The organism is Mesorhizobium sp. CNPSo 4671 (assembly GCF_057784245.1).
Window position 1 is genome coordinate 202,902 of sequence record NZ_JBWLUW010000004.1, and the last position, 18,043, is coordinate 220,944.

Below are 18,043 nucleotides of genomic sequence, written 5' to 3' on the forward strand. Positions count from 1 at the left end.
CACAAGGGGGAGGGTAAACAAGAAACCGGAGTGACGACTTGAAAGCCAAACTGGGCATGTCCCCCATTGCGTGGTGGAACGACGATCTTGCCGAACTCAGCGATGACGTGTCGCTGGAGGAGTGCCTGCGCCAATCGCGTTCGGCTGGCTTCACCGGCATGGAAATGGGCCGACGTTTTCCCAACGATCCTGCGGTCATGCTGCCGATCCTCAAGGCGGCCGACGTCACGCTGTGCGGCGGCTGGTTTTCCGGCACGCTGGTCGATGAAGAGATGAGCAAGAACAAGGATCGCATCCAGCCGATGATCGACCTGTTCAAGGCGGTCAGCGCGCCTTGCATCGTCTATGGCGAGGTCGGCCGTTCGATCCAGGGCGACCGTTCGAAGCCGCTCGCCACCAAGCCGAAACTTTCTGGTGACGAGATGAAGGCCTATGCAAGGCGGCTGACCGAGTTCGGCGAATGGTGCGCCGAACAAGGCATGCCGCTGTCCTACCACCACCATATGGCGGCCGTGGTCGAGACCGAGCCGGAGCTCGATGCCTTCATGCGCCATTCCGGGGCGGGGATTCCGCTGCTGCTCGATGCCGGTCACCTGGCCTTCGCCGGCGGCGATGTGCTGCGCGCCATCGACAACCACCACAAGCGCATCAGCCATGTCCATGTGAAGGATGTGCGGATGGGCGTGATCGACGGGCTCGACCGCACAAAACAATCCTTCCTCGACGCCGTGGCACTCGGCGCCTTCACCGTGCCGGGCGATGGTTCGCTGGATTTCGGCGCCATCGTGCAACGCTTCGCCGACCATGGCTATGAAGGCTGGTTCGTGGTCGAGGCAGAGCAGGATCCGAAGAAGAACCCGCCGCTCAAAATGGCGCAGGTCGGCCACAAGGAATTGATGCGTGTGATGACCGCCGCCGGCTACACGGTCGAAACCCAGGGCTTTCCCAATGCCTAGGGTTTCCCGAATGCCTGATGCGATGGGTTCACGGCGAGCCAGGTTGCTGTAGATTGGCCCGATGAAAGATTACGAGCACCCCTTCTTCCGCCCGCTATGGCGGCGTGTCGCCGTCGTCGCTGTCTGCATTATCTGGTCGATCATCGAATTCGCCACCGGCACGCCGTTCTGGGGCGTCATCGCGCTCGGCTTTGCCGGTTATGCCGTCTGGCAGTTTTTCTATCTCTACAGGCCGGCCGATGAGAGCAAGGCAACGGCCGAGGCCGAACCGAAGGAGTAAGCCGATGTCCAAGCTGCTGGTGAAGGCCGACAAGGGCCATGGTCGCGTTGCCCATGTGACGCCGAAAAGCGCCGGCTGGACCTATGTCGGTTTCGACCTGCATCGGCTGAAGCCCGGCGAGAGCGCCTCAGGCAAGACCGACGATCGCGAAATCTGCCTGGTGTTCGTGACCGGCAAGGGCACCGCGAAGGCCGGCGGCAAGGACCTCGGCCTGCTCGGCGAGCGTATGTCGCCCTTCGAGGGCAAGCCGTGGTCGGTCTATGTTCCCGAGGGATCGGACTGGTCGGTGACGGCCGATACCGAGCTCGAACTCGCGGTCTGCTCGGCGCCTGGCCTCGGTGGTGGACTGCCGGTCCGGGTGATCGGACCCGACGATCTTGGCCAGGAAGTGCGCGGCAAGGGTACCAACACGCGCTACGTCACCAACATCCTGCCGGAAGGCAAGCCGGCCGATTCCTTGCTGGTGGTCGAGGTCATCACGCCCGGCGGCAACACGTCGAGCTATCCGCCGCACAAGCACGACCAGGATAATCTGCCCGCCGAATCCTATCTAGAGGAGACCTATTACCATCGCCTCAACCCGCCGCAGGGCTTTGCCTTCCAGCGCGTCTATACCGACGCCGACACGGATGGCCATCGCGCGCTCGACGAAGCCATGGCGATCGAGGATGGCGATGTCGTGCTGGTGCCCAGGGGCTATCACCCCTGCGCCGCCTGCCATGGGTACGATCTCTACTATCTCAACGTCATGGCCGGGCCGAAGCGGACGTGGAAATTCCACAATGCACCCGAGCACGAATGGTTGATGAAGGCCTGAGCGCCGATGTCTCTCGAGTGAAGCCATTGGTCCAGCTGGGAAAAATCGTCGGCTAAGGACTTCTCAGGTCGATTTGCCATCGAAAACCCGTCAAAGCTTCGTCAATCCGTCATGGAAATCACCTATGGCAGCGAGACTGACGAGGACTTCCCATGCGTTATGCCATCTACTTCACCCCCCGGCAGGACGAACCGCTGGCGCGGATCGCCGCCAACTGGCTGGGCCGCGACCCGTTCGGCGCGGCGACAAGGCCGGTCGAGGCCGTGGCCGATTTATCGGCGGCGGAAGTTGCCTTCCACACCGCCTCGGCGCGCCGCTATGGCTTCCACGCGACGCTGAAAGCCCCCTTCCGCCTGGCGGCCAACGAGACGGAAACCTCGCTGCGCGCCGCAATCGACCATTTTGCCGAAGCGACGCCTGTTGTGACGATCCCGCGCCTCGTCGTCAGCCAGATCGACAGCTTCTTCGCGCTGGTGCCCGAGGGACCGTTCCCGCCGCTCAACCGCTTCGCCGACGACGTCGTGCGCGATTTCGACCGCTTTCGCGCGCCGCTGACCGAGGCCGAGATCGAACGGCGCAGCCCGGATTCGCTGAAGCCGGCCGAGTTCCGCAATCTCTGCCAGTGGGGTTACCCCTATGTCTTCGAGACCTTCCGCTTCCACATGACACTGTCCGGCCGGGCCGGGCCACAGGAAAGCCCTCGTCTTCGCCTAGCAATCGACAGCCTGTTCGCGGACGTGCTGCGGCAGCCGGTGCTGGTGGATGCGCTGACGCTGTTTGTCGAACCCGAACCGGGCGCGCCGTTCATGGTGCTTTCGCAGCACGCGCTGGGACGCCGCCCTGCCAGAAGAATCGCCTGAACAAGCCCTGCCCTGGACAAATCAAGGACTGCCTGAAATGACCGCCGAAACCGTTCTTTCCAACGCCCGCATCGTACTTGCCGACGAGATCGTCGAGGGGTCGCTGGTGCTGCGTGACGGCTTTATCGCCGGCATCGATGCAGGCTCTGGCCGGACCGGCGAGGACATGGGCGGCGACTATGTCATTCCCGGGCTGGTCGAACTGCACACCGACCATCTCGAAGGCCATTACGCACCGCGGCCGAAGGTGCGCTGGAACCCGATTGCCGCCGTGCTTGCCCATGACGCGCAGGTGGCAACGGCCGGCATCACCACCGTCCTCGACGCCTTGCGCGTCGGCATGGACGAGGACGCCGATCTCACCTTGGCCGATATCCGCAAGCTGGCCGACGCGATCGAGGACAGCGTCGCGCAGGATCGTTTGCGGGCCGATCACTTCCTGCATCTGCGCTGCGAGGTTTCGGCGCCGGACTGCCTGCAGGCCTTCGCCAATTTCGACGGGGACGACCGGGTCAAGCTGGCCTCGCTGATGGACCATGCGCCGGGCCAGCGCCAGTTCGTCAACCTCGAAACCTATGCCTATTACTACCAGCGCAAGCTGAAGCTGACCGACCGCGACTTCAAACTGTTCTGCGAGAAGCGTATGGCGGACTCGGCGCGCAATTCGGCGCCGAACCGGGCGGTGATCGCCGCCGCCTGCCATGAGCGCGGCATCGTGCTTGCAAGCCATGACGACGCCACATCAGGCCATGTCGACGAGGCGATCGAGCAAGGCGTGCGCGTCGCCGAGTTCCCGACCACCGAGGAAGCAGCGCGGGCCTCGAAGGCCGCGGGTCTCGGGGTGCTGATGGGCGCGCCCAACGTCATGCGCGGCGCCTCGCATTCGGGTAATGTCTCGGCACGTACGCTGGCCAGCGACGGCCTGCTCGACATCTTGTCTTCTGACTATATTCCCTTCAGCCTGATCCAGTCGGCCTTCTTCCTCGGTGATATGGTCGAAGGCATTTCGCTGCCGCAGGCGGTCGCCATGGTGTCGAAGAACCCGGCCGAAGCCGTTGGCCTGACCGACCGCGGCATCGTCGAACAGGGCCGCCGCGCCGATCTGGTGCGCGTGCGCGTCGACGACCATGTTCCGGTGGTGCGCACCGTCTGGCGGCAGGGACGCCGGGTCGCGTGATGGTGTCGGCCTTGATCGAGCGTGAACTGTCCGCTGAAACGTTTCCAATCCGCCATGGCGTCTTTGTCGCCGTCGTGGGGCCCAGCGGCGCCGGCAAGGACACGGTGATCGGCTACGCCCGCGCGCTGTTCGCCGACGAGAGCCGGCTGGAGTTCGTGCGCCGCGTCATCACCCGGCCGAGCGATGCCGCGAGCGAGGATCACGACACGCTGGCCGATGCCGCCTTCGTCGAGGCCGAGGCCGACGGCGCCTTCGCGATTTCGTGGGAAGCGCATGGCTTGCGCTACGGCCTGCCGGCCGATGTCGACTGGTCGGTCGCCAATGGCCATGTCGCGGTTGCGAATGTGTCGCGTGCGATCATCCCCACCTTGCGTGAGCGCTATGCCAATCTGGCCATCGTCGAGATCACCGCTTCGCCCGATGTGCTGGCCGAGCGGCTGGCAATGCGCGGCCGCGAGTCGCGCGGCGAAGTGCTGGCGCGCCTGGCGCGCAGCGCCAACGTGACCCTGACCGGCCCCGGCGTCACCACGATCGACAATAGCGGCCCGCGCGAAGTGGCCGGCGAGCGCTTTGCCGAGTTGCTGCGCAAGGCGATGGCCTTCTCCGACATGTCAGGGCTGATCTGATCTAAGCCTACATCCTGCTGCCGCGTCGCCTCCGGCTCGACTTGGCCCCAAGCGCCGCACGTTGGTGCTTCATTTGCTTTCCCGTTGCCTCCGGAGCGCTATGTGGTGCTGACCACACAAGGGATTCCGGCTACGCTTTCCGGACTCATAAAGCCCAGGTCGAACGAGACAAGACAGGAACCTCGATGCAGACGCTGACGCCCATCCTCTCGACGGTCACGGCGGCCTTTCTCGCCTCGTTCGTCGAGGTCGTCGAAGCCTTCACCATCGTGCTTGCGGTCGGCGTGACGCGCGGCTGGCGCCCGGCATTGACCGGTGCCGCCTTGGCGCTGGCGGTGCTGGCGACCCTGGTCCTGGCATTCGGACCGCTGCTGGCGCTCGTACCCATCACCACGCTGCAATTCGTCGTTGGCGTGCTGCTGATCCTGTTCGGCATGCGCTGGCTGCGAAAGGCCATCCTGCGCAGCGTCGGCGTCATCGCCCTGCATGACGAGGAGGCTGCCTTCTCCGAGGAAACCGCTGTCTTGCGCCAGCAGGCCAACGACCGCCGTGCCGATTACCTCGCCGGGCTGGCCTCGTTCAAGGCGGTGCTGCTCGAGGGTGTCGAGGTGGTGTTCATCGTTATTGCCGTCGGCGCGGCGCACGGGCAGACGCTGTATGCCAGCCTGGGCGCGCTGGCGGCCTTTATCCTGGTGATGCTCGTCGGCCTGGCGGTCCACCGGCCGCTGGCGCGCGTGCCGGAGAATGCGCTGAAATTCGTGGTCGGGCTGATGCTGACCAGCTTCGGCATTTTCTGGACCGGCGAAGGCATCGGTGCCGACTGGCCGGGTGCCGATCTCGCTTTGCTTGCCATCTTCGCCATCGTCGGGCTGGCGTCCTTTGCCATGGTGCGCTGGCTGCGCAGCACCTACCCCACAGCCGCCGGAGGGCTCGCCCGATGAACGCCATTCGTCTTGTGGTCAAGGAATTCTTCGGCATGTTCGTCGATGACGGTAGTCTGGCGCTGCTGGCGCTGGTGCTGGTGGCTGTCGACACCGCGGCGGTCAAGCAACTCGCCCTGCCGCCGCTGCTCGGCGGCGCCCTGCTGCTGGTCGGCTGCCTCGCCATCCTGCTGCAAAGCGTTCGCCGCGCCACACGCGCGATCAATCGGTAAAGACAGCCGGAATAGTTGCTATCGCGGGCATCGTTTCGTCACCGGAACGACGCCTCTCAAGGTCGAGAAGGGGCTCGTTATGCCGGCGTCCCAAGCGACGCGTCAGCCCTTGAAAGCCGGCAGGGTCAGGCCCTTGACGCCGACGTCGAGCGAGAACAATCCGCCGGGGTTTTTCTGGCGGACGAAGTGGCTGGCCGGGCGCTTGAGCACGGCCGAGGTGACATAGAGGATGTCGAGGTTCTTGCCGCCGAATTCGCAGCAGGTCGGCAGGTCGGTCGGCAGAACCACGGTCTGCATCAATTCGCCATCAGGATCATAGCGGCAGACCTTGCTGGTCACCGGGATGGTGACCCAGTAACAGCCCTCGGCATCGACCGTGGCGCCATCGGCAACGCCGCCGGTCATAGTCATGTCGATAAAGGTGCGGCGGTTCTCGATGTCGCCGGTGGTGGGGTCGAAATCATAGGCCCACACCGCGCCGGCATGGCTGTCGGAGAAGTACATGGTCTTCGAATCCGGGCTCCAGGCCAAACCATTGGAGCAGCCGATGCCGTCGATCATCTTATGCACCGACAGATCGGGGTCGAGCCGGTAGAGCGCGCCGATGAATTCGATCGGCTGGCCAGGCACCTCGAACATCGAACCCGACCAGAAGCGGCCCTGGCGGTCCGGCTTGCCGTCGTTGAAGCGGGTTTTCGGCATGTGGGATTCCGGATCGACGATCGCCTCGAAGGTGCCGGTCGCTGGGTCAAAAAAATGGAAGCCGTTGGTCATGGTCAGCACCAAGCCGCCCTTTTCGCGCAGGCCGAGGCAGCCGAGATATTCCGGTGTCTCGAAGGTCTCATCCTTGCCGGTCGCGGGGTCGTAGCGGTGGATCAGTTTCTTCCAGATGTCGATCCACCAGAGCACACCGGCTTTGGGGTCCCAAAGCGTGCCTTCGCCGAGTTCGGCCCGGGCATCGACGACGCACGTGATTTCGACCATGGGTCAGCTCTCCTTCCTGCGCAGCCTGCCACCGAGTCCGGCAAAGGTCTCGCTGCCGATCGACACGGTGAGCAGGATCACCGCGCCATAGACGATGAGCAGCGCGCCGCTCGACAGGTTCAGCGCCGGCAAAAGACCGGTGAGGATGGTGAGCACCATGGCGCCTGCGACAGTGCCGAGATAATGCCCGCTGCCGCCGAGGATAGAGGCGCCTCCGATCGCCACCGCCGCGATTGAGGTGAACAGATAGGCGTCGCCCATGCCGAGATAGGCCTGGCCGGAATAGCCGGTCAAAAGCATGCCGGCGAAGGCGGCGGTGAGGCCTGAGATGACATAGGTCAGGATGGTGGTGCGCGCCGTCGGCACGCCGGAGAATTCGGCGACCGTGGCGCTGGTGCCGAGCGCGTAGAGATGGCGGCCGAACGCCGCCTTGGAGAGCAGCAGCGTCGCCACCAGGGTCAGCGCCAGCCAGATCAGTGCGATAACCGGGAAGCCATTGAGCCGCCCGACCGACAGGAACTGGATCAGCGCCGGCGCCGACGGGGTCGGCGAGCCGCCGGTCAGCACCAGGATCAGGCCTTGCAGGATGACATTGGTGGCTAGTGTCATGATGATCGGCGGCACGCCGAACTGGGCGACGCCGACGCCATTGATGAGGCCGATGAAGGCGCCGCCGGCAAGCAGCAGCGGCATGACCCAGACCAGCGGCAGATCCTGGCCGCCGCACAGCAGCGCCATGATGATGGCCGCCGAATTCAGCACCCAGGGCACCGACAGATCGATGCCGCCGCCGATGATAACGAAGGTCTGGCCGAGCGCGACGATGCCGACGAAGGCGGCGAGCACGACGGTCGAGCGCATGTTGGAGACCGACAGGAAGCCCGGCGAGAACAAGGCCGTGACCAGGAGCAGCACGACCATGCCGGCATAGGCGAGCACGATGAGGCGATTGCGGGCGAGGAAGGCGCTCATTGGACGCGGTTCCTTGCGGCTTTCTCGGCGACGGAACTGGCCAGCACCGAGAGCAGCAAGATAACGCCGGACGCGACCGGCTGCCAGTAGCTCGACACATGCAGGACGAAGACCAGATTGCCGATCAGGGTCAGCACGAAGGCGCCGATCAGCGTGCCAGCGAGATGGCCACGGCCGCCGAACAGGCTGACGCCGCCGATGACCGCAGCCGCGACCGAAGGCAGGATGTAATCCTTGCCGATGGTCGGCGAGCCGGCGCCGGTCTGCGTCACCAGGAACAGCGCAGCACCCGCCGCGAACAGGCCGGACAGGCCATAGGTGACGAGGTTGACCCTTGTGATCGAAACACCGGACAGGAAGGCCGACTTTTCGTTGGAGCCGGTCGCCTGGATGGCGATGCCCACCCGAGTGGCGCGGAACCACCACCAGAATATCAGCAGCGCCAGCAGCATCCAGACCGGGCTGGTCAGGCCGATGAGCTGCGCCGAGGCAAAGCCGACCCACCAGCCGGGAACGCTGCCGCCATCGGTCGGCAGGATGATCATGGCGACGCCGTTCAGGATCGACCAGGTGGCGAGCGTCACCAGGAAGGGCTGCAGCTTGAGCAGCGAGATCAGCAGGCCGTTGAGCGCGCCGATGAGGAAGCCGAGTGCGAGAATGATCAACGCCCAAAACGCCGTGGCCGACGGATCGTCGGTGAAACGCGTCGCGGCGATCACCGTGCCGAGGCTGATCATGCCGCCGATCGACAGGTCGATGCCGCCGCGCAGCAGCACGATGGTCTGCCCGGTCGCCGCCAGCATCAGCGTCATCGCCGCCGCCGTGTCGAGGTTGAGCTCGTCCAGCGTGAAGACGCCGGATTGCAGGCTGCCATAAATGCCGATGATCAACGCCAGCATCAGGCAAGCGACCAGGAACGGCGCACGGTCGAGCGCGCGGCCGCGCCAATCGATGCCTGGCCTTGCTTGTTTCTCTTTGGCTGGCCTTTGCACCATCTCCAATGGTCTCTCCGCAGCGGACATCACCATGCCTCACGCCGCCCTGGTTTCAAGCATGGCCGCACGCAGGATTTCCTCCTCCGAAATGTGATCTCCCTCCAGCGTCGCGGCAATGCGGCCGTTGCGCATCACCAGCACGCGGTCAGCGACATGGACAAGCTCCGGCATGTCGCTGGAATGGAACAGGATCGCGTAGCCCTTGGCGGCGAGATCGCGCATCAGCTGAAAAATCTCGCCCTTGGTGCCGACATCGACGCCGCGCGTCGGATCGTAGAGCAGCAGCACGCGCGCCTGTGTGAGCAGCATCTTGCCGAAGATCACCTTCTGCTGGTTGCCGCCCGACAGCGTGCCGGCAAGCTGTTCCGGTGTACCGGCCTTGATGCGCAGGAAATCGACCATCTCCTTGACCAGCGCAGTTTCCCTTTGCCGGCTCAGCAAGCCGTTTTCGGTGAAACGCTTGATCACCGACAGCGTCAAATTCTCGCGCACGCTCTTGGTCAGCAGCAGGCCCTGCCCACGCCGGTCCTCCGGCACCAGGGCGATGCCGTCCTTGCCGGTCAGCGCCTGGCGGGGATTGCCGATCGTGGCAGGTTTGCCCCAAAGTTCCATCGTGCCGCTCGCTCTGGTGGCGCCGAACAGCGCCTGAAACAATTCACGCTGGCCGTGGCCCTGCAAGCCGCCGACGCCCAGCACTTCACCCTCACGCAAGGCGAAGTCGACACCGGAAAGGCGACTGCCGCTCGAAAACCCTCTTACCCCTAGAGCAATGCGATCGGTCGCGGTTGCCACGCGCTCCGGATAGAGCCGATCGAGATGCCGGCCGATCATCTGGGTGACGATCTCGTTGTCGGAGACGGCGTTGGCCTCATGCGCGGCGACGGTGCTGCCATTGCGGAAAATTGTCAGCCGGTCGGCAATGGCGCGCACCTCGGCCATGCGGTGCGAGATGAAGATGACCAGCCTGCCTTCGGCGGCCAGTTGCCGGGTGAGCTTCAGCAGCCATTCGGCTTCCCGCGCCGGCAGCGCCGACGTCGCCTCGTCGAGGATCAGGATGCGCGGGTCCTTGGCCAGCCCCTTGGCGATCTCGACGATCTGCCGTTCGGCCAATGTCAACCGCCGCAATTCCTGGTCGGGGCGCAGCGCCGGGAAATTGTATTTTTCGAGCAGCGCCAGCGTCTTGCGGCGCATTTCGCCGCGATTAACGGTACACAACAGCGTGCGCGGCTCATGGCGGAACCAGATGTTCTGTTCGACGCTGAGGTCGGGGATCAACGACAGTTCCTGGAAGACGGCGGCAATACCGCGCGCCTGCGCCGCGTCCGGATTGGCCGGGCGATAATCCTGGCCATCGACCAGGATCGAGCCACCATCGTGCTGTACCGCGCCCGAGAGGATCTGGATGAAGGTGCTCTTGCCCGCGCCATTCTCGCCGAGCAGCGCATGCACCTCGCCGGCGCGGGCGCTGAATGTCGCCTCGCTCAGCGCGATGATGCCGCCATAGCGTTTGGACAGGCCTTTGACGGTGACGAGGTCCATGCTTGCGCCTTCGAAAAGCTCTCCCGACATCTTGCGATGCCGGGAGACAGGGTCGTGGTCACTGGATGTTACTTGGTACCGGCAGCTTCCGCAGCGGTGATCTCGACCCAGTCGGGCGTGATCGGCAGCGTCAGGCCGGGCGCCTGGTCCGGGAAGGCATTCTCGCCAATCGCGATCTTGATCATCTTGGTGCCGGGATAGAGCTTGGACTCGAACGGATCGGTGGTGACGAAGTCGCCCTTGACCGAGACGGAACGCTCGGCCGGCTTCTTGCCGGTGTCGAGAATGTCGACCGCCAGCTTGATCGCCTCCGAAGAGAGATAGGCCGGGTTGGAGCCAAGGATGCACTTGGCGCCTTGTGTCTGCGCGCAGGTAACGGCGGCGACATTGTAGGAGAAGCCGACGACCGGGACGATCGGCCGGCCGGCATCCTTCAGCGCCTGGATGGCGCCGGAGCCATAGCCCTGCGTCATGATGCCGTCGATCTTCGGATTGGCGGCAAGCAGGGCCGCGACACCCGACTGTTCCGGCCCGAGCGCATAGTTGCCGTTGTAGTAGCCGACGACCTTGATGTCGGGATATTTGGCCAGCACCTTCTCATAGCCTCCCTGCAGCTGCGCCGAGATCGGCGCACCGGCGAGGCCGCGGTCAAGGATGATGTTGCCCTTGCCGCCAAGCTGCGTGGCCATCCACTCCGCCATGACGGAAGGAATGCGATCCCAGTCGGAAGCGACGGCAAAGGCGCAAGGCTCGGTCACCACCTGGTCGAAGGAGATGACGACGATGCCGGCGTCGCAGGCCTTCTTGATGGTTGGGTTGAGCGCCGAGTCCGAACCAGCATCGACGAGGATGGCGTCGGGCTTCTGGCGGATGATGTTGTTCAGCGAGTTGATCTGCGCCTGGACGGTGTTCTCGACATTCTCGATCTTGAGGTCGACGCGGCCCTTGAGCGGCCCCTTGTTGACCGACACGGTGGCGACACGCTCCATCTGCTGGCGCCAGTCATTGCCGACGAAATTGTTCGAGAGATAGATGGTGTAGGGCTTCTTGTCCTCGGCACGGCTCGGCGCTGTGCCGACGGCGATCGCGGAGATGGCAAGCGCTGCCAATCCGGCGCAAACTGTCTTCAGTTTCATGGTCTCTCCTCCTTCGTGTTTCCTGCATCAGCCGGTGACGGACTTTGCCATCTTGGTGGGTGCTGCGTGTAAATGATACCGGTACCAATAAACCTTGTCAATTTGAGCCAAGTCGTATTGGAGAGGCCTGGAGCGACCATTTCATCACCCTTCGCAGGCATCGTCATTTCGAGCCGGCGGCCTCGGCCGGGGTGATTTCGACCCAATCCGGGCTAACCGGAAGAAACAGGCCCGGTGCCATCTCCGGAAAGGCATTCTTGCCGACCTCGATCTTCTGCATGGTCGCATCGGGATACAATTCCGACGGAACCGGATCGGTGGTGAGGAAGGCATTGCGCAGCAGTATCTTCTTCTCCGCCGGCTTCTTGCCGTCGAGGATCTCCACCGCGAGCTTCAAGGCTTCGGCCGACAGATAGGCAGGGTTGGGTGCAAGGATGCACTGGGCGCCCTGGGTCTGAACACAGGTCGTCGTCGTCAGGTTGAAAGGACTGCCGGTGATGGGCACGATCGGACGCCCGGCATCCTGCAGCGCCTTGATCGCTCCGGCGCCGTAGCCCTGGACGAAGATGGCGTCGACTTGCGGGTGCGCCGCCAGCAGGCTGGCGACGCCGGCCTGTTCCGGCCCCAGCGCATAGTCGCCGTTGAAATAGCCGACGACTTCAATGCCGGGATATTTCTTGATGACTTCCTCAAAACCACCTTGCAACTGGGCGGAGATCGGCGCGCCGGCAAGTCCGCGGTCAACGAGGATCTTGCCCTTGCCGCCGAGCTTCTTGACCAGCCACTCGGCCTCGACCCGCGGCGCCCGGCCCCAGTCGGACTCCATCGTATAAGCGCAAGGCGCGCTGACGATCTGATCGAAGGCGATGATCAAAATGCCGGCATCGCAAGCCTTCTGGATCGTCGGGTTGAGGGCCTCGCCGGAGCCCGCGTCGATGACGATGGCGTCGGGCTTGTTGCGAATGATGTTGTTGAGGGAATTGATCTGCGCCTGGACCGTCGTTTCGACCACCTCGACCTTGAGGTCGACGCGACCGGCAAGCGGCGGTTTCTTGACCGCGATGTCGGCGCTGCGCAGCATCTGCTGGCGCCAATCGTTGCCGACGAAATTGTTTGAGAGATAGATGGTGTAGGGCTTCTTGTCCTGTGCGTTGGCCGGCGCGGCATCGATCGACAGCCAAGTCGCCGCGACCACCGCAAGCCCGGCGAAAAATGCGCCTGCTCTCATGATTTCCTCCTCCCATGTTTGGTGTCGGCCGCGCGAACGCCGCCGCCTTTCAAGTGCCTTCCAGGCACACCCCCAATCGACAGACCTTGTTCCTGTGCATGCCCCGGAGCCGCAGCGCGTCCTGAGTGACATGCACCAGGCAAATGCTCAGCGTCGGATGAGGCTTCGCATCCACGTTGGATCGTGGTCCTCCGCGCAGCTTTCATCCTAGCTATGATGCTATTATAATTTTATAAGGCTGTCCATGGCCGAGACCAGGAAATCGGCGGACACCAATGCCGCCGACCGGGTTCAGGACAGGTCGTTGGGCGCGTCGTAGGTGATGCTGAAAATGTCGGCGGGGTGGCGGGCAACGGAGAATTCGATGCTGCGCTGGTCCGCCGACTGGTAGAGCATCTCCACCGTCAGCACCGCACTGCCGAGCGTGATGCCGAGATCGGCGGCAACCGCCTCGTCGGCAATCTCGGCGCGCACCGTGACATGCGCCACGTCGAGCCGCAGGCCGAGATGTTTCTGTACCGAGCGGAAGATCAGCACGTCGGAAAAGTCCTCGCGCTTCAGACGCGCGCCGATGTCGGGCGGGAAATAGGTGGTGATCTGCGCCTTGCGCTGTTCGCCGATCGACAGCACGCTGCGCAGACAATAGCCAGCCTCGTCCTTGCCCATGCCGAAATGGCGCTGGAGCACCGGCGAAACCTCCTTGCGGTAGGATTTCACCGTCAGCTCGGCGTCCTTGGTGAAGGCCGCCATGTCGGCAAAGTTCTTGAACTTCCAGCTCAGATTGACCGATGGGCTGCGCGCCGCCACCACGGCCGGCTTGGCCGAGCGCTTTTTGATCAGCCCGTCGGCCTCGAGATCGCGCAGCGCCTGGCGCACGGTGATCAGGCTGACGCCGAAATGCTCGGCAATGGTCGCTTCCTTCGGCAGTTCGCCGCCGACGGGGAAGGTGCCGTTGCCGATCGGCTCACGCAATATGTCGGCGAGCTGGCGATAGAGCGGGCCGTTGGCGCGGCCGAGCGTGCGCCTGGGAAGACTGTCGATGGTGGGGTGGTCCATGGGCCTCGTCACGCCTGTATCGAAGCTTTTATAATAGCTTCTTTCGCAAGAGGCTAGGCAAGGCTGCTGACGATCAACCGTCTCAGACGAAGAGCCGAAGCGGCTGTTCGATCGCCGATTTCAGGGTCGCCAGCCATTCGGCAGCGGCGGACTCATCCATGCTGGACGCATCCACAACCAGCAGGCATTCGGCATGATCGCCGGCCGTGTTGAGCGAGACGGCCAGCCGCATCGCGCGGCCAGGCAGCAGCGGCATCACGACCGGCCGGATGTCGGTGGTGGGCAGCCGCCGCAGGGACAGCGCCGCCGGTTTGCCCGCCTCGTCGCGATTGTCGGCCAATGCCGCAAGCCGCGTTGCGCGCAGCGATGTCAGGGACATTTCGGGAACCACCGTGAACACGATTTGCCGGCCCGCCAGTTCCAGCGCCACGGAAGCGTCGCCGAGCGCGGCGGTATCAGGCATCTCGGCAAATGCTCGACCAGCAGCGCGCAGCAGCACGTCGTCGACAGCGAACACATGTCCCGCGCTCTCAAGCGCCGCCAGCAGGTCTTGCAGCGCATTGAGGGCGACGGACGTGGCAAAGGCGGCGATGCGGGGCGCGGCCGGAGAGGGCGACACCGCAGGGACGACGTTATCAGGCGAAACGACCGTAGCGGCAACCGCAACGAAAGCCTGCACATCGGCGGCCAGGATGCGGCCGCCAGGGCCGCTTCCGCGAAGTGCTTCGAGCGGCAGCGAACGCTCGCGCGCCAGGCGGCGGGCATAGGGGGAAACCGCAAGACGGCTTGCCTGTGCGACAGCGGCATTCATTTCAGGAACTCTGAATTCACGCAGTTGGTCAGCCGCCCCTCCGTAAGATAGGCATGCACCACCTCGATCGATTTCAGCCGGAGGTCGCGCATCGATGCCGGGCTGTAGAAGGCGGCGTGCGGGGTGACGATCAGCCGGTTGGCGATCCAAGCTTCTCGGGCGCGCCATGCGGCGAGCAGCGGATGATCGAGATCGCCGGGCTCGTTCGGCAAGACGTCGAGGCCAGCGCCGGCGACGGTGCCGTTGCGCATCGCCGCTTCGAGCGCGTCGAGATCGACGATCGGGCCGCGTGCGGTGTTGATCAGGACGAGGCCCGGCTTGGCAGCGGCGAAGGCGGCGGCGCCAAGCAGCCTGCGGGTCTCCTCACTGAGCGGCGTGTGGATGCTCAACACATCCGCGCGCGCCATCAAGTCGGCCAGCGAATGAACGCGTTCGTAGCCGGTCGACAAATCGACACCGGAGAGAAGATGCGGGTCATAAAACACCACCTTCATGTCGAAGGCGGCGGCGCGGCGGGCGGTGGCGAGGCCGATGCGGCCAAGCCCGACAATGCCGAAGGTGGCGCCCTTGTGCCGGCGCACCAGCGGCGCTTTGGAGAAATGCCAGCCCTCGGTGCCATGGCCGGAAAGCTCCGCGCCATAGGCCGAGGTGCCGCGCGTCAGCGCCAGCATCAGGCCGATGGCGTGGTCGGCGACCTCGGTGGTGCCATAGTCCGGCACGTTGCAGGCCGGAATTTTCCGCACCCCCCAGCCTGCTGTGTCGATGTTGTCGAAGCCGACGCCGGAGCGCACGGCGATCCGTGCCTTGGGAAAGGCCGACGGAGCGGCGGCGACATTGTGGGTGGGCGAATAGTTGATGACGGCGTCGACCGCCGCGCAGATGGCCGGATCCAGCGTCGCGGCCTTGTCGTTGGTCGAGCGGGCGAGGATGAACTCGATGTCGGGATAATGCTGTCGCTCGAGTTCGGCCTCGTCGGCGGCTTGCCAGTTGGCGCACAGGATCTTCATGCCAATCCTTTGGACTTCACGTGTAACAAGTGGTTACTTTTTGATGCCGCCGATGCGGCCGCCCATAGGCACCACGGCGCCGACCGGCTGATCGATGGCGCTGAGCGTCCCGCTGACCGGCGCCTCGATCTCGACCACGGCCTTGTCGGTCTCGATCTCGGCGATCAGTTCGCCTTCCTTGACGGCGTCGCCAACCGCCTTCAGCCATTTGATGACCGTACCTTCGCTGACGGTGAGATCGCCGAACGGCATCGTTATCGGCTCGTCGTCGCCGGTAGTAGCCGAGGCGGCAACTAGTGGCGCGGCGGGCTGCGGCTTCACCGGAGCAGGTACCGACTTAGCCGGCGCGGCATTTTTCAGACCGACCGTATACCAGTGATCCGGCACCGGCGGCTTGCCGGCAATGACATCGCGAGCGCCTTGGACAATGCGGACGGTGTCGACCAGCATGGCGCGCTCCAGCACTGGCGCGAAGGGATGCGAGGTCGGCGCGGTGTGCAGCCTTCCGGGTGGCGCATCGAGTTCGTCGAAGGCGAGTTCGTTGATGGCCTGAGCGATCTCACCGCCAAGGCCGCACATCGCCCAGGCCTCATCGACGACGAGCAGGCGATGGGTTTTGCTGACACTGGCGACAATCGCGTCGATATCGAGCGGCATGATGGTGCGCGGATCGATCACCTCAGCCTCGATGCCTTCGGCGGCGAGTGCTTCCGCAGCCTCCAGCGCGCGCTGCACCATCTGGCCGGCGGCAACTATGGTGATGTCGGTGCCGGCCCGCGCAATGCGCGCGACGCCGAACGGCACATAGTGTTCGCCGACCGGCACCTCGCCCTTGGAGGCGAACAGCGCCTTGGGCTCCAGCATGATGACGGGATCGCCGGCCCTGAGCGCAGTCTTCATCAGGCCCTTAGCATCGGCCGGGGTGGAAGGCACGCAGACGATGAGGCCCGGCATATGGGCAAAGACCGGGTGATAGATGCCGCTGTGGTGCGGGCCGGAACTGCGCAGCGCGCCGGCGCCGACACGCACCACCATCGGCGCGCTCATCAGGCCACTGGTCATGTAGCGCAGCTTGGCCGCCTGCAGAAAGATCTGGCCGGCGGTCTCGAAGACGAAGTCGGCAAACATCAGGTCCGACACGGTGCGGGCGCCAGTGGCCGAGGCGCCGACGGCGGCGGCCGTGAATCCCTGTTCGGAGATCGGTGTGTCGACCATGCGTTCGGCGCCGAACTCCTGCCAGAGGTTCTTGGTGTGGGCGAAACTGCCACCACGCTCACCGGTGCCCTCGCCGAAGTAGAGGATCGCCGGATTGGCGCGCATCTCCTCGGCGATGCCGTCGCGCACGGCCTCGAGCCAGCCTTGTGTCTTCGTCTCTCCGACGGCACGCGGCTGCAACGCAGATGGCGGATTGATCGGATCGGCAAAGACATGCAAGCGCACCGTCTCCGGATCGGGCTCCGGCGAATTGCGGGCGAAGGCCAGCGCCTCTTCAACCACCTTCTCGATCCGCGCCTCTATTGCGGCCAGCGCCTCCGCATCGGCAATGCCATAGTCCTCGGTCAGTTTCTTGCGGAACATGTCGATCGGATCGCGCTTGATCCAGGCGTCGAGTTCGTCCTGTGTGCGGTAGGTGCCGATGACCGGATCGCCCTCGTGGTGGCCGACGGTGCGGTAGGTCTTGGCCTCGATCAGCGTCGGGCCCTTGCCGGCGCGGGCACGCTCGGTGGCCTCCTTCATGGCCAGCCAGACGGCGAAGACGTCATTGCCGTCCACCGCAACCCCAGGCATGCCGTAGGAGGCGGCCTTGGTGGCGATCTCTGGGTTCAGGGTGATCGACTTCAGCGGCGTGGCGGTGGCGTAGAGGTTGTTCTCGCAGATGAAGACCGCCGGCGCCCGCTGCACGGCCGCGAAGTTGAGCGCCTCGTGGAAGCCGCCATGGTTGGCGGCGCCGTCGCCGAAGAAGGCGACGCCGATGTCGTCACGACCCTGCTGGCGGGCGCCCATGCCGATGCCGACGGCATGGCCGATGCCGGCAGCGACGATGCCGTTGGTGCCGAACAGGCCGACCGAGCGGTCGTAGAGATGCATGGTGCCGCCACGGCCGCTGCAAATGCCGTCAACCTTGCCGAACAGTTCGGCCATCACCCGGCCGGGGTTGGCGCCCTTGGCCAGCGCATGGCCATGGCCGCGATGGGTCGATGTCACCCAGTCTGTCGGTCTGAGATGCGCGCAGACGCCGACGCCGGTCGCCTCCTCGCCGATATAGAGATGCAGGAAGCCGGGGGTTTCGCCCTTGCGGCAGGCGATCTGGGCGATGCTTTCGAAGCGGCGCAACAGCACCATGCGTTCGAACAGGTCGAGCAGGATTTTTGGGTCGGGCAGGTTTGGAGCGCCCTTGAAATCGTCGCGTGCGCGCGCCGCAGACATTGCCACCAAAGCCTCCCTG

The 18,043-nt window shown here is 64.5% G+C and carries 18 protein-coding genes; 8 read left to right on the forward strand and 10 right to left on the reverse strand.

Annotation, left to right across the window (positions count from 1 at the left end; all coding sequences use genetic code 11):
- The first annotated feature begins 38 nt into the window (after window positions 1-38).
- The 8 genes from iolE to AC04SF_RS13095 all read left to right on the forward strand — a co-directional run bounded on the left by iolE (window position 39) and on the right by AC04SF_RS13095 (window position 5,869).
- Window positions 39-956 (forward strand): myo-inosose-2 dehydratase, encoded by a 918-nt coding sequence (iolE, locus tag AC04SF_RS13060; protein ID WP_488478129.1) that lies wholly within the window; start codon window positions 39-41, stop codon window positions 954-956.
- A gap of 61 nt (window positions 957-1,017) precedes the next feature.
- Window positions 1,018-1,236 carry a DUF3329 domain-containing protein gene (locus tag AC04SF_RS13065; RefSeq protein WP_488478130.1) on the forward strand — a complete coding sequence of 73 codons (219 nt, stop codon included), beginning with the start codon at window positions 1,018-1,020 and terminating at the stop codon, window positions 1,234-1,236.
- A gap of 4 nt (window positions 1,237-1,240) precedes the next feature.
- Window positions 1,241-2,053 carry a 5-deoxy-glucuronate isomerase gene (iolB, locus tag AC04SF_RS13070; RefSeq protein ID WP_488478131.1) on the forward strand — a complete coding sequence of 271 codons (813 nt, stop codon included), beginning with the start codon at window positions 1,241-1,243 and terminating at the stop codon, window positions 2,051-2,053.
- Window positions 2,054-2,205: 152 nt separating this feature from the next.
- Window positions 2,206-2,913 carry a DUF1045 domain-containing protein gene (locus AC04SF_RS13075; protein ID WP_488478132.1) on the forward strand — a complete coding sequence of 236 codons (708 nt, stop codon included), beginning with the start codon at window positions 2,206-2,208 and terminating at the stop codon, window positions 2,911-2,913.
- 37 nt (window positions 2,914-2,950) lie between these two features.
- Window positions 2,951-4,090: an alpha-D-ribose 1-methylphosphonate 5-triphosphate diphosphatase gene (locus AC04SF_RS13080; RefSeq protein ID WP_488478133.1), complete on the forward strand. Its 1,140-nt coding sequence runs from the start codon at window positions 2,951-2,953 to the stop codon at window positions 4,088-4,090.
- Window positions 4,087-4,716: a phosphonate metabolism protein/1,5-bisphosphokinase (PRPP-forming) PhnN gene (phnN, locus tag AC04SF_RS13085; RefSeq protein ID WP_488478134.1), complete on the forward strand. Its 630-nt coding sequence runs from the start codon at window positions 4,087-4,089 to the stop codon at window positions 4,714-4,716. The genes AC04SF_RS13080 and phnN overlap by 4 nt, the downstream gene beginning before the upstream one ends.
- Before the next feature lie 185 nt (window positions 4,717-4,901).
- Window positions 4,902-5,657, forward strand: coding sequence for a COG4280 domain-containing protein (locus tag AC04SF_RS13090; protein WP_488478135.1), 756 nt, complete (start codon window positions 4,902-4,904; stop codon window positions 5,655-5,657).
- On the forward strand, window positions 5,654-5,869 hold the full coding sequence (locus tag AC04SF_RS13095) for a hypothetical protein (RefSeq protein ID WP_488478136.1): 216 nt from the start codon (window positions 5,654-5,656) through the stop codon (window positions 5,867-5,869). The genes AC04SF_RS13090 and AC04SF_RS13095 overlap by 4 nt, the downstream gene beginning before the upstream one ends.
- 102 nt (window positions 5,870-5,971) lie before the next feature.
- On the opposite strand, the gene AC04SF_RS13100 is transcribed toward AC04SF_RS13095, so the two are convergent.
- The 10 genes from AC04SF_RS13100 to AC04SF_RS13145 all read right to left on the reverse strand — a co-directional run bounded on the left by AC04SF_RS13100 (window position 5,972) and on the right by AC04SF_RS13145 (window position 18,024).
- Entirely contained in the window at window positions 5,972-6,853 is an 882-nt protein-coding gene (locus AC04SF_RS13100) for an SMP-30/gluconolactonase/LRE family protein (RefSeq protein WP_488478137.1), read from the reverse strand.
- A gap of 3 nt (window positions 6,854-6,856) precedes the next feature.
- Window positions 6,857-7,825 carry an ABC transporter permease gene (locus AC04SF_RS13105; protein ID WP_488478138.1) on the reverse strand — a complete coding sequence of 323 codons (969 nt, stop codon included), beginning with the start codon at window positions 7,823-7,825 and terminating at the stop codon, window positions 6,857-6,859.
- Complete coding sequence (locus tag AC04SF_RS13110) at window positions 7,822-8,820, reverse strand: ABC transporter permease (RefSeq protein WP_488478139.1); 999 nt, start codon at window positions 8,818-8,820, stop codon at window positions 7,822-7,824. Before AC04SF_RS13110 ends, AC04SF_RS13105 begins: the two co-directional genes overlap by 4 nt.
- 36 nt (window positions 8,821-8,856) lie before the next feature.
- A complete protein-coding gene (locus tag AC04SF_RS13115) occupies window positions 8,857-10,359 on the reverse strand; it encodes a sugar ABC transporter ATP-binding protein (RefSeq protein WP_488478140.1) in 1,503 nt (500 codons plus the stop codon).
- 68 nt (window positions 10,360-10,427) lie between these two features.
- The gene (locus tag AC04SF_RS13120) at window positions 10,428-11,495 is read right to left on the reverse strand and encodes a substrate-binding domain-containing protein (protein WP_488478141.1); all 1,068 of its coding nucleotides are present in this window, start codon (window positions 11,493-11,495) and stop codon (window positions 10,428-10,430) included.
- Between the two features lie 163 nt (window positions 11,496-11,658).
- The gene (locus tag AC04SF_RS13125) at window positions 11,659-12,723 is read right to left on the reverse strand and encodes a sugar ABC transporter substrate-binding protein (RefSeq protein WP_096452633.1); all 1,065 of its coding nucleotides are present in this window, start codon (window positions 12,721-12,723) and stop codon (window positions 11,659-11,661) included.
- 291 nt (window positions 12,724-13,014) lie between these two features.
- A complete protein-coding gene (locus AC04SF_RS13130; protein ID WP_488478142.1) occupies window positions 13,015-13,779 on the reverse strand; it encodes a GntR family transcriptional regulator in 765 nt (254 codons plus the stop codon).
- A gap of 82 nt (window positions 13,780-13,861) precedes the next feature.
- Window positions 13,862-14,590 (reverse strand): E3 binding domain-containing protein, encoded by a 729-nt coding sequence (locus tag AC04SF_RS13135; RefSeq protein ID WP_488478143.1) that lies wholly within the window; start codon window positions 14,588-14,590, stop codon window positions 13,862-13,864.
- Window positions 14,587-15,597, reverse strand: coding sequence for a C-terminal binding protein (locus AC04SF_RS13140; RefSeq protein WP_488478144.1), 1,011 nt, complete (start codon window positions 15,595-15,597; stop codon window positions 14,587-14,589). Before AC04SF_RS13140 ends, AC04SF_RS13135 begins: the two co-directional genes overlap by 4 nt.
- A gap of 33 nt (window positions 15,598-15,630) precedes the next feature.
- Window positions 15,631-18,024, reverse strand: a complete 2,394-nt coding sequence (locus AC04SF_RS13145) for a thiamine pyrophosphate-dependent enzyme (RefSeq protein ID WP_488478145.1) — start codon at window positions 18,022-18,024, stop codon at window positions 15,631-15,633.
- Window positions 18,025-18,043: the final 19 nt, after the last annotated feature.

Excerpts from the sequence above, each read along its gene's own strand:
- AC04SF_RS13065 (WP_488478130.1), top strand. The coding sequence starts at position 1,018 with ATGAAAGATTACGAGCACCCCTTCTTCCGCCCGCTATGGCGGCGTGTC.
- iolB (WP_488478131.1), top strand. The coding sequence starts at position 1,241 with ATGTCCAAGCTGCTGGTGAAGGCCGACAAGGGCCATGGTCGCGTTGCC.
- AC04SF_RS13075 (WP_488478132.1), top strand. The coding sequence starts at position 2,206 with ATGCGTTATGCCATCTACTTCACCCCCCGGCAGGACGAACCGCTGGCG.
- AC04SF_RS13080 (WP_488478133.1), top strand. The coding sequence starts at position 2,951 with ATGACCGCCGAAACCGTTCTTTCCAACGCCCGCATCGTACTTGCCGAC.
- AC04SF_RS13090 (WP_488478135.1), top strand. The coding sequence starts at position 4,902 with ATGCAGACGCTGACGCCCATCCTCTCGACGGTCACGGCGGCCTTTCTC.
- AC04SF_RS13095 (WP_488478136.1), top strand. The coding sequence starts at position 5,654 with ATGAACGCCATTCGTCTTGTGGTCAAGGAATTCTTCGGCATGTTCGTC.
- AC04SF_RS13100 (WP_488478137.1), bottom strand. The coding sequence starts at position 6,853 with ATGGTCGAAATCACGTGCGTCGTCGATGCCCGGGCCGAACTCGGCGAA.
- AC04SF_RS13105 (WP_488478138.1), bottom strand. The coding sequence starts at position 7,825 with ATGAGCGCCTTCCTCGCCCGCAATCGCCTCATCGTGCTCGCCTATGCC.
- AC04SF_RS13110 (WP_488478139.1), bottom strand. The coding sequence starts at position 8,820 with ATGGTGCAAAGGCCAGCCAAAGAGAAACAAGCAAGGCCAGGCATCGAT.
- AC04SF_RS13115 (WP_488478140.1), bottom strand. The coding sequence starts at position 10,359 with ATGGACCTCGTCACCGTCAAAGGCCTGTCCAAACGCTATGGCGGCATC.
- AC04SF_RS13120 (WP_488478141.1), bottom strand. The coding sequence starts at position 11,495 with ATGAAACTGAAGACAGTTTGCGCCGGATTGGCAGCGCTTGCCATCTCC.
- AC04SF_RS13125 (WP_096452633.1), bottom strand. The coding sequence starts at position 12,723 with ATGAGAGCAGGCGCATTTTTCGCCGGGCTTGCGGTGGTCGCGGCGACT.
- AC04SF_RS13130 (WP_488478142.1), bottom strand. The coding sequence starts at position 13,779 with ATGGACCACCCCACCATCGACAGTCTTCCCAGGCGCACGCTCGGCCGC.
- AC04SF_RS13135 (WP_488478143.1), bottom strand. The coding sequence starts at position 14,590 with ATGAATGCCGCTGTCGCACAGGCAAGCCGTCTTGCGGTTTCCCCCTAT.
- AC04SF_RS13140 (WP_488478144.1), bottom strand. The coding sequence starts at position 15,597 with ATGAAGATCCTGTGCGCCAACTGGCAAGCCGCCGACGAGGCCGAACTC.
- AC04SF_RS13145 (WP_488478145.1), bottom strand. The coding sequence starts at position 18,024 with ATGTCTGCGGCGCGCGCACGCGACGATTTCAAGGGCGCTCCAAACCTG.